Below are 13148 nucleotides of genomic sequence, written 5' to 3' on the forward strand. Positions count from 1 at the left end.
TGGCGGTGTTGCGCGGCCGCGCCCCGGTCACCCGCCGGGCAGGCTGACCGTGAATCTGGCTCCGGGGGTGTGCCCGGGATCGTGGGGCACCTCGCCGCCGACGGCGCGGCGGCCTGGTTGGAAGAGTTCACCCACGAACGTTTCCGGCACCCCGGGGCCGTCATCGACGACATCGATACGTACGGTTCCGGGGACTTGCCGCGCGGACACAGACACGGTCACGTGGGAGTGGGCGTACCGGGCGGCGTTGGCGAGCAGGGGGCTCAGGATGCGTTCGAGGAGGGCAGGGGCAACTCCCGCCACCAGGGCGGGGGTTGGTGGCTCCAGCAGCACGAGTTTCACCCGGCCCGGTGGGGTGAAGTTCCGGAGCAGGCGGTCGATGATCGGCCCCACGTCGGTGGCGCCGGGGACCGTCGCCGGATCGAGGGCGCTCTCGCGCGCGTCGTCCAGGACGGTATCGCGGATGGTGCGCATGGACCGGGCGGCCTCGGCGACCGCCTCCAGGGTGGCCCGGGTCTCGGCATCCGTACGGGGGCGGGATCCCCACCAGCCGAGCTCCATGACGATCCGGGTGAGCGGCGTACGCAGTTCGTGGGACAGCTCGCCCGTCAGCTGCCGTTCGTGGCGCAGCACGGTGCGAATGCGGTCCAGGAGCGCGTCCAACGAGGCACCGAGGCGGGCGAGTTCGGCCGGGTGACCCGCCGTGCCGAACCGTTCGTCGGAGGCCACCGCGCTCCACTGCGTGGCCTGGTCCGTCATCGCCCGCACCGGGCGCAGCGCCCGCCCGACGGACAGCCGGGTCAGTGCGTACGTGCAGCCGAGCATCACCACGTCCAGGACGAGCGATCCGAGCAGCAGGGTGTCCGCCGAACTGCGGTACGGCGTCAGGTCCAGAGCGGTGACCACGGCGGCAACGGTGGCGTCGGCCCGGCGGTCGGGGAGCGGGTATGCGCACAGCCGAATGGTGTGGACGATCTCGCAGGCGCGCCCGTCCCGCGTCGCCAGCCGGTCGGCGGCCCGGGTGAGCGGGCTGTCGGCCGCGGCGGACGGCGGCCTCTCCAGCAGGCGGCTTCCGGTGTAGATCCACACATTCGCGTCGAGCAGGCGGTCGTTGGCGGTCTCCAGGACGCGTACGCGAGGTCCGCCGGTGTCGACGGTCGTGGCCACCGCCGCCGCCCGGGTGCGCAGTTCGTGATCTGCCTGGCGCTACAGGTGCTCGTCCATCACGGCGTTGAACACCACGGTCAGCACCGTCATCAGCAGGGCGGCGGTGGCCAGCGCGACGAGGGAGAGGCGGCCGCGCAGAGTGCGTGGGGCCAGACGGCGCATGCCGTTCCCGGTGCGGCGCGCGACGTACCCAGTGCGGCGCACGACGTTCCCGGTACGGTTCACGACAGGCGGTGTCCGATCCCGCGCGCCGTGTCGATCGACAAGCCGCTGCCCGCCTCGCGCAGCTTGCGGCGCAACCGGCTCAGGTACTGGTCCAGCGTGTTGTCGCTGACGTGCGCGCCTTCGGGCCAACCGGCCCTGACCAGGTCACGGCGGCGCACGAGATCGCCGTCCGCGGCGACGAGCGGGGCAAGCAGCCGGAACTCCGTGGGGGACAGTGCGATGCGGACGCCGTGCACGGTCGCGTGGTGGCCGACCGCGTCGAGGACCAGGTCACCGGTCGCGGCCGGGGAGCGGGGACTGGCGCGCTTGAGTGCGGCGCGCAACCGGGCGGCGAGTTCAGCGAGGTGGAAGGGCTTGGGCAGGTAGTCGTCCCCGCCTGCGGAGAACCGGCCAGCCGGTCGGTGAGCTGGTGACGGGCGGTCAGGAAGATGACAGGGGCGAGGAAACCGTTGGCGCGCAGTGCCTGGCACACGTCCCGGCCGTCCGCGTCGGGCAACCCGACGTCCAGGACCAGCGCGGCGACGTCGGCGGTGACCAACCGCAGGGCCGTGGCACCGTCGACGGCGGGCACGGGGTCGAAGCCCTCGTCCCGCAGGCCGCGGCGCAGGACGTCACGCAGGACGTCACGCAGGGCGTGATCGTCCTCCACCACCAGGATCTTGGGGCGCATGGTTCTCCTGGTTCTCCGTCGGCTGCGGGGCGTGAGCCGTCGTGTGAGTGAGGAACGGAGCGGGCAACAGGTAGGCGGCCGCGCACAGACACGCCCCCAGCCAGCCGAGGGCGAACAGCCAGCCGCCCAGGACATCGGTGAACCAGTGCACGCCGAGGTAGGCCCGGGTCACTCCGACGAACAAGCCCCAGCAGCCCACGGCGATCCGGAGCGCGGTGCCGCCGTGCGTGCGGCGCAGGGTGAGCGCGGCGATCAGCAGACCGGCCGTCAGAGCGGCCGTGGTGGTGTGCCCGGACGGGAAGGCCCAGCCGCTCGCGTGCGCCGTCCAGTCGCTCTGGGGCGGGCGTACGCGGTGGATGAACTCCATCAGGGCGTACCGCAGTACCTGGCCGAGGCCGAGGCAGGCAAGGCAGAGGACGGCGGCGAGCAGCCGGTGCCACAGGGTGCGCCCCGCCACGACTCCGGCCAGGACGACGAGTACGTACGGGACCACGCCGGTGCCGGAGGCGGTCACGCCCCGCGCCACGGCCACGGCCACCTCCGGGCGGTGGCCGACCGACCAGGCGAGGAAACCGTCGTCCAGCCAGAGGGGTGAACCGGCCCGGCCGACCACGACCAGGGCCAGGACCCCGAACGCCGCCCATGCGCCCAGCGCGACGCTGACGAGCAGATCGGCGGCGTCCCCGCGGTTCACGAGTCGGGTTCGGTTCTCGGGGCCTCCGCGGTTCTTGGGGCCTGCGCGGCTTTTGGGGCCTCCGCGGTTCTTGAGACCGACGCGGCCCTTCAGGCCCACGCGGCTCATGAGACTGACGCGGCTCATGAGACCGATGCCGTTCGTGAAGCCGTGAGCAGCAGGCGCAGCGGAGTCACCGCCGTCATCCGCCGGGCCAGTGCCGGTGACCGGCGCCCCACCACGAGCATCGCGGCGAGGGCGACGAGCGCGCCCACCAGCAGCCCCGCCAGGACGTCGTGCGGATAGTGCACTCCCACCCAGACCCGCGAGGCCGCCATGGCGGCCGCCGCCCCACAGGCCACCGCTCCCAGGCGTCGCGAGACGAACAGCAGCGCCACGGCCGCCGCCGCGGCGATCGCCGCGTGGTTGCTGGGGAAGGACCAGTCACCGGGCGCCGGACACGCCTCCAGGGTCCGGCCGCCCAAGCTCTGGCACGGTCGGTCCTCCCTGACGATCAGCTTCAGGACGTCGTCCAGGACGAACGCCAGGGCCGCCGCCACGGGAACGGCCAGTGCCGTCACGGCGGCCGCGGCTCCCGCGCGCCGGGCCCGCCACCATCCCAGGACCATGAGGAGCGCGAACACCGCGAGGCCGTACGCCGACCACGCCGTCACCGCGGCGTCCAGCCAGCCCGGCGCCCGCTGCGCGAGGTCCGCCACTTCCCGGTAGCCGGAGCCGTCGATCGACGCCCCGTCGAACGCGAGGATCATCCCCGGACCTCTTCAGCCTTGCCGCGCCCACGCCCTCGGTACGACTCGGCAACGAACGCGTTGAGCGGGCCCACCGCGAGCTGCGACGATAGGACGGGCAGGACCACGGGTGTACTCATCGGCATGCGTCCCTTCCCTACGGACCACCGAATGCGTGGCATCCGGCATGCACAACACCTGACCGACTACAAGCATGTAGACGGTCTACGTTACTGTAGACGACGCGGGGGTGAGGATCGTTCCCATGAACAGCGAGAAGGACGACCGGCGGTCGGCGGGCGAGCTGGAGGCCGCGGTGATGGCCGCGCTGTGGGCCGCGGACGCACCGCTGACTCCCGCCCGCGTCCAGGCCGAACTCGCCTCGGACCTGGCCCGCACCACCGTGACGACGATCCTGTCCCGCCTGTACGAGAAGGGGACACTCGAACGGCAGCGGCAGGGCCGTGGCTACGCCTACCACCCCGTACAGGACCCGCAGGGCCTGACCGCCCTGCGCATGCACGGCGAACTCGACCGCGACAGCGACCGCGAGACGGTCCTCGCCCGCTTCGTCGCCCAACTCGACCCGGACGACGAGCAGGTCCTGCGCCGCCTCCTCGAAGAGGGCCCATGACGATCGCGGTGCTGCTGATCCCCCTGCTGCTGCCCTGCGCGGCGCCGCTGCTGGCGCGCCGGAGCCTGGGCCACCGCTCCCCCGTGGTCGCCCTGTGGACGCTCACCGCCTCGGCGCTCCTCCTCGCGGCGGGCACCGTCGCGGCGCTCGGCACGCTGGCCCTGACCGGGCTGTTCAAGATCCCGGCCTTCGCCTCCGTGGGCGAGCTGGTGCACCCGCTGCGGACACCGTCCGTGCGGCTGGTCCTTCCGCTGGCCGCGCTCGCCGCCGGACTGCTCGCGCTCGGCGCGCTCGCCCTCGGCCGCTCGGTCGTACGGCAGGCCACGGCCCTGCGTACCGCCCGGTCCGAGGCCGGTCGCAGGCCCCCGGCGGGCGACCTGTGCGTCGTCGAGTCCCCGCGCCCCGACGCGTACGCCCTGCCAGGCCGCCCGCACCGCATCGTCGTCACGACCGCCATGCTGCGCAGCCTCGACGCCCGCGAGCGCGAGGCGCTCTTCGCCCACGAGCGCGCCCACAACGCGGGCGGCCACCACTACTTCCTGTCCGCGGCCGAGCTCGCCGCGCACTGCCACCCCGCTCTGCGCCCGGTCCGCGCGGCCATCCGGCTCGCCGCCGAGCGGGCCGCCGACGAGGCCGCCGCGACCGCCGTCGGCGACCGCCGCCTGACCGCGCGCGCCATCGCCCGCGCCGCCCTGGCCGCACACGCGACGGACACCGCGCGGCCCGTGGTGACGCCCGCGGCCACCACCAGTCCCGTGCCGCAGCGAGTGGCCGCCCTGCTCTCCCCCGCCGCCCGGCCCCGGCGGGCCACGTCCTGGGTCGCCGCCCTGCTGGCCGTCTGCGCGTTCGCGTCCTGCGCCACCGCGGCGACCGTCGCCGTCCGCGTCCACCAGGACATCGAGGTCGCCCAGGGCGAGACCGGCCGCTGAGCAGCCGTCACCGGGACGCTGGTTCGCACCGTCAGTCGAGCGCCGTGTCGCCCTGGGCGGTCACGAGGGTTTCGCCGCGTCTGGTGAGGCGGATCTGCACCGAGCGGCGGTCACTGCTCTCGCGGACACGTTCGACCAGGCCCTTGCCCTTCAGGCGGTCGATGCGGTTGGTGACGGCGCCGGGGCTCCCCAGGGCGGCCTTGGCGAAGGCCCCGGCGGTGAGCGTGTAGGGCGGTCCTGAGCGGCGCAGCGTGAAGATCATGTCGAGTTCGCCGAGGTTCAGGCCGAACGTGTCGGACAGCTTCTTGAAGTGCCGGTCGTAGACGCGCCGCACCCGCTGGATCCGCCCGAAGATCTCCATCGCGCCCAGGGCGTCGGCCAGTTCGGGGCACTCCGCGCGCCGCTGCTCGCCGATCAGGTCCACCGCATCGGTCATTCCCGGTCTCCTCCCGTGCCATATATTTCAACCTTAAGAGACTCGCCATTGAGCGATACGGCATGTTTCTATTTCGATGTCAAAAGATCTGACGTTGAAGCAGTTGACCGGCCTCCGAGACCCTCGCGAAGGGCACCTCGCCCCGCGGCGACGCCTACCGCTACCTCGCCACGCAGGAGTCCACCGGCGGCGACTACGGCCTCTACCAGGTGGACCTGGCGGCACGGGCCGCGGGCGCCAGGACCCACTTCCACAAGGCGATGTCGGAAGCCTTCTACGTCCTCTCCGGTGAACTGGAGCTCTTCAACGGCGACACGTGGGTGACCGGCCGGACCGGCGACTTCCTGTACGTACCGCCCGGCGGCCTGCACGCCTTCAAGAACGTGACCGACGAGCCCACGTCGATGCTCATGCTCTTCGCGACGGGAACCGCGTAACTGACCGCCAGCGGATGACCGTTGCCCGATCCGGATGAGGCAGAGCGCCGAAGCGTCCTACGGTTTCGAAGAAATCGGTGCTCTGGAGGCATATATGGACAGCTGTCGCGGTGCGCGGACGGCCGTGATCGTGGGTGCGGGGGTGGCTGGTCTGACAGCGGCCACCGCCCTGGCACGCGACGGGTGGCAGGTGGAGATCGCCGAGATCGGCCCGCCGGAGGCGCCTGCCGGATGGGGGTTGTGCCTGACCGGGCCTTCGCTGCGTGCGCTGGACGAGCTGGGTCTTGCGGACGCGTGTCTGGCCGAGGGCTACGGCATGAGCACCCTCACGTACATGGACGTGAACGGCGAGCCCAGGGGCGAGCTCCAGCTGCCGCGCCTGATGGGCACGCGACGACCGGCGATGGCCGGTATCGCGCGCCCCGTGCTGCACCGCATCCTGCACGCGGAAGCCGAGAGGCACGGCGTAGTGGTACGCCATGGAGTGACCGTCGTCGCGGTGGATCAGGAGGGGGACCTCGTCCGCGTGCGGTTGTCGGACGGGACGGTCCGCAAGGTCGCGCTGCTGGTCGGCGCGGACGGGGTCCGCTCGTCGGTGCGGGGCCTGTTGGGGCTTGAGACCTCGATCGACTTCCACGGGCAGATGGTCTGGCGCGCTCTGGTCCCCCGCCCGCGGTGGGCCACCGGAATCCATCAGTTCGCCGGGAAGGCCGACACGGCAGGACTCGTCCCCCTCTCGGGCGGTCAGGCATACGTATTCCTTACGGAGAACGGAGTGGAGCAGAGCGTCCTGCCCGATGCCCGACTCGCCCCGCGCCTGAGGCAACTCCTTGAGGCTTTCCCCGGCCGGGTGGAGGAGATCCGCTCCCTGGTGTCCATGTCGACATCGGTGGTGCGCCGCCCGGTCCTCACCGCGTTCCTGGCAGGCGCCTGGAACCGCGGCAGCTGCGTGGTCATCGGGGACGCCGCGCACGCGCCCGCACCTCAGATGGCCAGTGGCGCCGCCCTGGCCATCGAGGACGGTCTCGTACTGGCCCGGGAACTCGGGCGGCACGAGACCGTCGGCGCGGGGCTCCGGGCGTTCGTCAGGCGACGCGCGCAGCGCTGCCGGACGCTCGTGGAGACCTCGGTGACGATCGCCCGCCTGGTGCAGGCGCGGCGCCATCACGAGGCGTATCCGCTGGTCGATTCCTGCCACCGGCTCATGGCCGAGCCCGCGTAACCTTCCGGCGCGAACGGCGTGCCGCCGACCGCCGTGGACGACAGTGGACGACAAGGGACGACAAGGGACAATGGCCTCCTAGGAGGTGAGCCCGCCGTCGTGCCAACGCCGCTGCGCAACCACCCCATCACCAGCTCGCAGAACCCCGCCGATCTGCTGAACGCCGCCACCCGTCTGTTCGGCGGCTCGATCGTCACATCGCCGCTGGGCGAGCTGTGCGGCGGCGATCACGAACTGCGCGGCGTCGCCGCACACGACTTCGCCGTGGGCTACTTCGCCTCGCCGCTCGATGTGCGCGTCGCCTCGGCCAAGAGCCGTCGCCGCGGCTCCTACTTCGTCAACATCGGTGTCTCCGGCGCCATCTCGGCGTCGCGCGGCAACCTGCGGGCGACCCTCGACGAGGCGACGGCAGGAGTCGTCAACCCCGGAGACATCCAGGAACTACGGCCCCTGCGCGGCCCGCAGACGCGGTTCCTCGGCCTGCGGATCGACGCCGCCCTGGTCGACCAGGAGTTCGCGACGCTGACCGGGCATCCGCCGGTGTCCACCGTGCGCTTCGACTTCGCCCTCGACCTGGCCGGGTCCAAGGGCCGGGCGGTGCGGCTGCTCGTCCGCTCCCTCCTCGAACAGCTGGACTCCGGAGACCCCCTGTTCCAGCGCGCGGAGCTGCAGCGCAGCCAGCTGCGCTGCCTCGTCACCGCCCTGCTCCTGGCCCAGCCGCACTCGCACACCGGCGAGCTGCACGACGGTCCGCGCCCCGGCCATCCGCGCTCCTTGCGGGCGGCCCTCGCGTTCATCGAGGCGAACCTCGCCGAGCACATCAGCGTCGACGGCATCGCCGCCGCGGCAGGTTGCAGCCCGCGGACCCTCAGCTCCGCGTTCCGCGGCCGACTCGGCCTCTCCCCCATGGCGTACGTCCGCAACCTGCGCCTCGACCGGATCCGTCAGGACATCCTCGCCTCCAGCGACCCCGTCGGCACGATCGCCTACCGGTGGGGCGTCTCGCACCTCGGCCGCTTCGCCGGTGAGTACCGTGACCGCTTCGCCGAACTGCCCTCTGCCACCGCGTCCCGCAGGTGACCGGGTCTTCTCACCGTCCGGCGGACAAGCCCGCGAGGAGCAGCCAGGTGTCGGCTGCCCCTCGCGGCTTCGGAGTGCCGCTCGCTCAGTGCGCGAAGCCCCAGTCCAGGATCTTGGTGGCGTCCTCGAAGCGGGTCTTGTCGGTCCCGAGGACCGCGCCGACCAGGGTGCGGTTGTCCCGCTTGGCGGCGAAGACGAAGGAGTAGCCCGCCTCCGGTCCACTGCCGGTCTTGATGCCGAGGGCGCCTTCGTACGTGCCGAGGAGCTGGTTGGTGTTCTCCCAGGTGTAGTACCGGGTGCGGCCGTTGGCCGCCGGCGCCTCGGTCTTGAACTGCTGGCGCTTGACGACGTCCGCGAACACCGGCTGCAGCATCGCGCGCTGGCCGAGCTTGGCCATGTCGCGGGCGGTGCTGTGGTTGGCGCCGTTGGAGATGCCGTCCACCGAGTCGAAGCGCGTGTTGGTCAGGCCCAGTTGCTGCGCCTCGGCGTTCATCTGGTTCACGAAGTCGGCGATCCGCGCTTCCTCGGTGTCCCCGGTGCCGAAGTTGTCGGCGAGGGCCCTCGCGGCGTCCGCCCCCGACGGGATCAGCGCGGCGTGGAGCAGCTGCCTGACGGTCAGCTTGTCGCCGGTCTGGAGGTCGGCCGTGCTGGCGCCGACCCTCGCGACGTAGTCCCGGTACTCCTGCTTCACCGTGATCTGCCGGTCGAGCGACTCCGGGTGTCTCAACACCACCAAGGCGGTCATGATCTTGGTGGTGCTGGCCATCGACACGGCCTCGTCCGCCTTGGCCCCGGCCCACAACTCCCGCTCCTGGCTCCCGTCGCGGGTGTCGAGCAGGAAGGCGTGGTCGGCCTTGACCACGGGGTCGGTCAGATCCTTCGCGTCCGGCGCGCCCTGGTTCTGCCCGACGGGAGTGGTGGCCTCGCCGTGCCGCTGCGGGCTCTGCGGGGCGTTGTCGTCAACGGAATGGGGGGCTTGGGCAGTGGCCGCCTGGGCGAGGCCCCCGGCAGTGATCGGCAAGACAGCACCGACCAGAGCGACCGTCGCGAGGCGGGCCCCGGTGCGGTGTATCCGGTTGGGGCGGGCGTGGGAACCCATAGGCACCCCTCTCTCCGGCGCTGGGGAACGCCGGGCTTTACAGTGTGAATTCGTTGCACTCTGAACCTAATTGCGTACTGACAGGTGATGTCAAGATCGCTCTGTCATAGCCGGGTAACAGCACTGACCGCCGCGCAGATGTCGTGCCCGTGAAGGGTGGGACCCGTGAAGCGACTTAGCCGGAAAGGCGGCACAGATCAAGGGCGGGTGGGTCAGGCTTGCGGGCAGCGGCCGAACCAGTGGGAGGCCGCCCGTTCGAACTCGGCTATGGCGAAGTCGTGTCCGTCGGCCCACGCGACCGTGCCGTCCGGGCGGACCAGTACGGCCCCCAGTCCGAGGTCGTCCGCGGGCACCCCGGTCACATGACGCAGGCGGCTGCTCCAGGCCGCCGCCGGGCCGCTCAGGCGGCGCTCCGTACTGAAGTCGAGGACCACGCCCCTGCCGTCGCGCATCAGTTCACCGAGGTACGTTCCGTCACCCAGGCGGAAGTCGGGGGCGTTGCGGCCCGCCAGCGGATGCGCGCCGCCGAGGTCGTAGCGGACCGACGAGCCCGACACCTTCTCGAAGACATACGTCGTCCCGTCCCGGGTGCCGAGCAGGTCGCGGACCACGCCCTGGATCGCCTGGGAGTGCCGGTCCGGCCTCATGATCGACACCTGGGCGCGCGACCAGTCGAGGACCTGGGCACCGATCGGGCCGCGCTCTTGGCCGTAGGTGTCGAGGAGCCCGTCCGGCGCGTTCCCCCGCACGGTCGCCGCGAGTTTCCACCCCAGGTTCACGGCGTCGCCGATACCGGTGTTGAGGCCCTGGCCGCCGAGCGGCGAGTGGATGTGAGCGGCGTCGCCCGCGAGGAGGACGCGGTTCTGTCGGTAGGTCGTCGCCTGCTTGGCCCGGTCGGTGAAGGTGGAGGCGAGCCGGACGTCACTCAGGGTGACGTCGGTACCCGACACGCGGCGCAGCACCGCCTGGAGGTGGTCGCGGGTCGGCCGCCGCGAGCGGTCGAACGCGCCGCCGTCGAAGTCCATCATGGCGATGTGCCCCTCGACGGCCATCCGGACGTACATGCCGGTCGGCGTCAGATTGATCCCGGGGCGCAGCTTCTCCGGATCGTCGAGCGTGCCGAGCACGGTGTATCCGGTGAACTCCGGCTCGGTGCCCGCGAAATCGAACCCGGCCAGACGTCGCACCGCGCTCCGTCCTCCGTCGCAGCCGACGACCCAGCGCCCCTCGAAGCCGACGCCGCCCGCGGACACGACCACGTGGTCCTCGCCCTGCGCGACCGCGTCCACGGTGATGCCGCGCCGGATGTCGACGCCCAGTTTGACCGCGCGCTCGGACAGCAGCGACTCGAGCGCCTGGAGGCTGATCATCATGAAGCCCGGAGCCGGGCTGGACAGCCGGAAGGGCAGGGCGGTCACGTCGACCTTGGCCGGATCCAGCACCATCCCGGCGAAGTGGCCCACCGCACGCGGCCGTGACGGCTCGTCAGCCGCCGTACGCTGTGGTGACGTCTCGTCAGATTCAGTGTGGGCGTCACCTCCGTCGAGGACGAAGGACGCCGCCACCAGCTCGTCCAACAGGCCCCGGCGGTAGAACGCCCCGACCGAGAAGCCGAACAGGCCGCGCGTGCCGAGCGGTGCCGTCCGCCACGGTGATTCCGGCTCCGACTCCTTCTCCAGTACCAGCACCGAGCAGCCCGCGAGGCCGAGCTCGCAGGCGAGGAAAAGACCGACCGGGCCCGCGCCCACGATCACTACGTCGTGCATGAGACATCCCCTTTTCCGAAGTCGCCGCCGGGCGGTCACCCGGCCGGACCTCTCGAAAGGTGTCAGCCCTCACCGACACCGGGCCGATACGGCGCCGACATCCACGACAGATCGCCGACAGCGTGGCGTCCGCCGCTGCTGCCGAGCTCCTGACGCCTGCTTCAGGCGCTGAACACGGCATTGCGGCGCAGCTGTTCCGCACACCACCGGAAGTGCCCGTCGCCGTCGTCCAAGCCGAAGAGGTCGTAGGTCGTGAGGGCGTAGGCCGCCTGATATACCGTCAGGGTCATCCGTGCGTAACCGAGTTCGTGGGCGAAGAGCCGGGAGAGTTCCTCGGCGTGTTCCTCGGCGTGCGGCCCGTACATGTCCCAGACGGCAGCGGTGACGGCAGCCTCGAAGGCCGGGTCGCCCGCGGTCGTGTAGAAGCCGAAGTCGAGAACCGCGACGGGCCGTCCCGCGGCGTCGACGTGGATGTTGGGCGGGACCAGGTCACCGTGGATCACTGTCACCGGGGCGTCGGGGAGCGACCGCAGCGCCTTCCGCGTGCGTTCGACTCCCGCGTCGAAGTCCGGCACGCAAGCCGCGAGGGCGGCACCGTGCCGGGCGGCGGCCCGGGCGACCAGGGCCGCGAGCGCGTCACGGAAGCGGTCGTGATCGCGCCACAGCGGGCGGTCGTCACCCTGCACGGTCAACTGACGCATGGCATCGGTGCCGGGCACGGCGGCCAGGCCGCGCAGAACGGCGAGCAGGGCGTCGCTGTACCGGGTGGGCAACTCACGCTCGTACGCCGCGTGTGCGGAGTCGGCCCGCATCGGGTCTCCGGGCAGCTCACGTTCGTACGTCACCAGGACACCCTCGTGGTCCTCGACGTCGAAGATCTCCGGGGCGGCGAACGGCAGCGGGTGCCGCGCGATGTCCGCGTACACCTGGCGGCCGAGATCGAAGCCGACCGGTGGCCGACCGCTCCACACCTTGGCGATCCGGCCCTCGCCGAGCCGGTAGACGACACCCTCGACACCGGCGCCGATACGGCGGGCACCGGTGTGCCCGCGGTCGGCGAAGTATCCGGGCCACGGGTCGGAGGGTGGGGCTTCCGCGTTCAGGGTGTTCTCCATTCACGTGCTCGGGGTGTTCTCCACGCCCCGCTCCCCCGCCCCTGCCAGCCGCCCTCGTGCTGCGGCCTGGATCTGGGAGGGCCCGAGCCCCCACTGGAGGGTGCGTCCGACGGCCGTCGCCAGGGTCCGGTCCCAGCCGGTGCGGACGAACGCGGGGCGGTGGATGCCGAGTTCGGCGCGGGCCCAGTCGGGTATGAGTCCGACGGAGGCGCTCGTGAGCAAGCCTGCGACCAGCCGCTCCCGCCCTGTGCGTCCGAAGCGGCGGAGGAACCGGACCGAGTCCAACGCAGCCGCAGTGGCGTGGAGTTGAGGCCGCATACGGTCCAGGTAATGTTCGACTTCGAGGAACGTGCGCGGTACGTTCCGCGCCCCCAACGCCTCGGCGACCGGGGCGACTTGGCGGTAGTAGGCGTCACACTCGGCGGGGGTCAGTCGGAGCGGCCGGGGCGCGTAGGTCTGGTGACCGGCGAGGAAACTGCGCACCTCGGCAGTGTGCACCCAGGTGAGCAGGTCGGGATCGTCCGCGCGGTACGGCCTGCCGTCAGGGGCGGTGCCGTGCACCCGGGTGTGGATTCGCCGGACCAGGTCGATCACCTCGGTGGCGGCGGGCGAGGAGCCGAAGGTGGTCGTGGTGATGAACCGCACGGTTCCGTTCAGCCGCCCGACCGGATCGGCGCGGAAGTCGGAGTGCTGGTCGACCCCCGCCATGGCCAGTGGGTGCAGCGACTGGAGCATGAGCGCGGCGAACCCGCCGGTGAGCATCCCGGTGGCATGCCCGTGCACCCGCCACACCGGGTCCCCCGGCGCGATCCCGAAAAGGCCGGGATCGCCGAGCGGACCCGCGTACCGCTCCAGCTTGAGATCGCCGCCGTGCATGGTCGCGGTGAGTTCCGCCGCGATCCGTTCCCGCAGTCCCACTCCCACCAGCACCTCCAGGATCCGTCCC

The 13148-nt window shown here is 71.7% G+C and carries 12 protein-coding genes and 2 pseudogenes; 5 read left to right on the forward strand and 9 right to left on the reverse strand.

The window, feature by feature from the left end:
* Positions 1 to 27: 27 nt before the first annotated feature.
* The 4 genes and pseudogenes from CP970_RS02345 to CP970_RS02360 all read right to left on the reverse strand — a co-directional run bounded on the left by CP970_RS02345 (position 28) and on the right by CP970_RS02360 (position 3505).
* Positions 28 to 1329, reverse strand: a pseudogene (locus tag CP970_RS02345) (sensor histidine kinase).
* A 59-nt stretch (positions 1330 to 1388) separates the two neighbouring features.
* Positions 1389 to 2062: pseudogene (locus tag CP970_RS02350) on the reverse strand (response regulator transcription factor).
* Positions 2016 to 2756 (reverse strand): phosphatase PAP2 family protein, encoded by a 741-nt coding sequence (locus CP970_RS02355; RefSeq protein WP_055545426.1) that lies wholly within the window; start codon positions 2754 to 2756, stop codon positions 2016 to 2018. Before CP970_RS02355 ends, CP970_RS02350 begins: the two are co-directional and overlap by 47 nt.
* 122 nt (positions 2757 to 2878) lie before the next feature.
* Positions 2879 to 3505: a phosphatase PAP2 family protein gene (locus tag CP970_RS02360; RefSeq protein WP_055545407.1), complete on the reverse strand. Its 627-nt coding sequence runs from the start codon at positions 3503 to 3505 to the stop codon at positions 2879 to 2881.
* Positions 3506 to 3749: 244 nt separating this feature from the next.
* Between CP970_RS02360 and CP970_RS02365 the strand changes: the two genes are divergently transcribed.
* Entirely contained in the window at positions 3750 to 4118 is a 369-nt protein-coding gene (locus CP970_RS02365; protein ID WP_055545406.1) for a BlaI/MecI/CopY family transcriptional regulator, read from the forward strand.
* The gene (locus CP970_RS02370) at positions 4115 to 5047 is read left to right on the forward strand and encodes a M48 family metalloprotease (RefSeq protein WP_055545405.1); all 933 of its coding nucleotides are present in this window, start codon (positions 4115 to 4117) and stop codon (positions 5045 to 5047) included. The genes CP970_RS02365 and CP970_RS02370 overlap by 4 nt, the downstream gene beginning before the upstream one ends.
* 31 nt (positions 5048 to 5078) lie before the next feature.
* On the opposite strand, the gene CP970_RS02375 is transcribed toward CP970_RS02370, so the two are convergent.
* Complete coding sequence (locus CP970_RS02375) at positions 5079 to 5483, reverse strand: MarR family winged helix-turn-helix transcriptional regulator (RefSeq protein ID WP_055545404.1); 405 nt, start codon at positions 5481 to 5483, stop codon at positions 5079 to 5081.
* Between the two features lie 209 nt (positions 5484 to 5692).
* Between CP970_RS02375 and CP970_RS45745 the strand changes: the two genes are divergently transcribed.
* The 3 genes from CP970_RS45745 to CP970_RS02390 all read left to right on the forward strand — a co-directional run bounded on the left by CP970_RS45745 (position 5693) and on the right by CP970_RS02390 (position 8222).
* Positions 5693 to 5920 (forward strand): cupin domain-containing protein, encoded by a 228-nt coding sequence (locus CP970_RS45745; protein WP_191094863.1) that lies wholly within the window; start codon positions 5693 to 5695, stop codon positions 5918 to 5920.
* Positions 5921 to 6014: 94 nt separating this feature from the next.
* Positions 6015 to 7142 carry an FAD-dependent monooxygenase gene (locus CP970_RS02385; RefSeq protein WP_055545425.1) on the forward strand — a complete coding sequence of 376 codons (1128 nt, stop codon included), beginning with the start codon at positions 6015 to 6017 and terminating at the stop codon, positions 7140 to 7142.
* A 99-nt stretch (positions 7143 to 7241) separates the two neighbouring features.
* Positions 7242 to 8222, forward strand: coding sequence for a helix-turn-helix transcriptional regulator (locus tag CP970_RS02390; protein ID WP_055545403.1), 981 nt, complete (start codon positions 7242 to 7244; stop codon positions 8220 to 8222).
* Positions 8223 to 8307: 85 nt separating this feature from the next.
* Here CP970_RS02390 and CP970_RS02395 read toward each other — a convergent pair whose 3' ends face one another.
* The 4 genes from CP970_RS02395 to CP970_RS02410 form a co-directional block, all read right to left on the reverse strand.
* The gene (locus tag CP970_RS02395; protein ID WP_055545402.1) at positions 8308 to 9321 is read right to left on the reverse strand and encodes a D-alanyl-D-alanine carboxypeptidase family protein; all 1014 of its coding nucleotides are present in this window, start codon (positions 9319 to 9321) and stop codon (positions 8308 to 8310) included.
* A 212-nt stretch (positions 9322 to 9533) separates the two neighbouring features.
* Positions 9534 to 11087, reverse strand: a complete 1554-nt coding sequence (locus CP970_RS02400; RefSeq protein ID WP_055545401.1) for an FAD-dependent oxidoreductase — start codon at positions 11085 to 11087, stop codon at positions 9534 to 9536.
* 161 nt (positions 11088 to 11248) lie between these two features.
* Complete coding sequence (locus CP970_RS02405; RefSeq protein WP_055545400.1) at positions 11249 to 12202, reverse strand: phosphotransferase family protein; 954 nt, start codon at positions 12200 to 12202, stop codon at positions 11249 to 11251.
* On the reverse strand, positions 12203 to 13078 hold the full coding sequence (locus CP970_RS02410; RefSeq protein ID WP_055545424.1) for an oxygenase MpaB family protein: 876 nt from the start codon (positions 13076 to 13078) through the stop codon (positions 12203 to 12205).
* Positions 13079 to 13148: the final 70 nt, after the last annotated feature.

The organism is Streptomyces kanamyceticus (genome assembly GCF_008704495.1).
Classification (GTDB): Bacteria; Actinomycetota; Actinomycetes; order Streptomycetales; family Streptomycetaceae; genus Streptomyces; species Streptomyces kanamyceticus.

Bases quoted from the DNA above. Each gene is read 5' to 3' on its own strand.
- CP970_RS02385 (WP_055545425.1), top strand. From the start codon at position 6,015: ATGGACAGCTGTCGCGGTGCGCGGACGGCCGTGATCGTGGGTGCGGGG.
- CP970_RS02375 (WP_055545404.1), bottom strand. From the start codon at position 5,483: ATGACCGATGCGGTGGACCTGATCGGCGAGCAGCGGCGCGCGGAGTGC.
- CP970_RS02400 (WP_055545401.1), bottom strand. From the start codon at position 11,087: ATGCACGACGTAGTGATCGTGGGCGCGGGCCCGGTCGGTCTTTTCCTC.
- CP970_RS02360 (WP_055545407.1), bottom strand. From the start codon at position 3,505: ATGATCCTCGCGTTCGACGGGGCGTCGATCGACGGCTCCGGCTACCGG.
- CP970_RS02395 (WP_055545402.1), bottom strand. From the start codon at position 9,321: ATGGGTTCCCACGCCCGCCCCAACCGGATACACCGCACCGGGGCCCGC.
- CP970_RS02365 (WP_055545406.1), top strand. From the start codon at position 3,750: ATGAACAGCGAGAAGGACGACCGGCGGTCGGCGGGCGAGCTGGAGGCC.
- CP970_RS02370 (WP_055545405.1), top strand. From the start codon at position 4,115: ATGACGATCGCGGTGCTGCTGATCCCCCTGCTGCTGCCCTGCGCGGCG.
- CP970_RS02410 (WP_055545424.1), bottom strand. From the start codon at position 13,078: ATGCACGGCGGCGATCTCAAGCTGGAGCGGTACGCGGGTCCGCTCGGC.
- CP970_RS02405 (WP_055545400.1), bottom strand. From the start codon at position 12,202: ATGGAGAACACCCTGAACGCGGAAGCCCCACCCTCCGACCCGTGGCCC.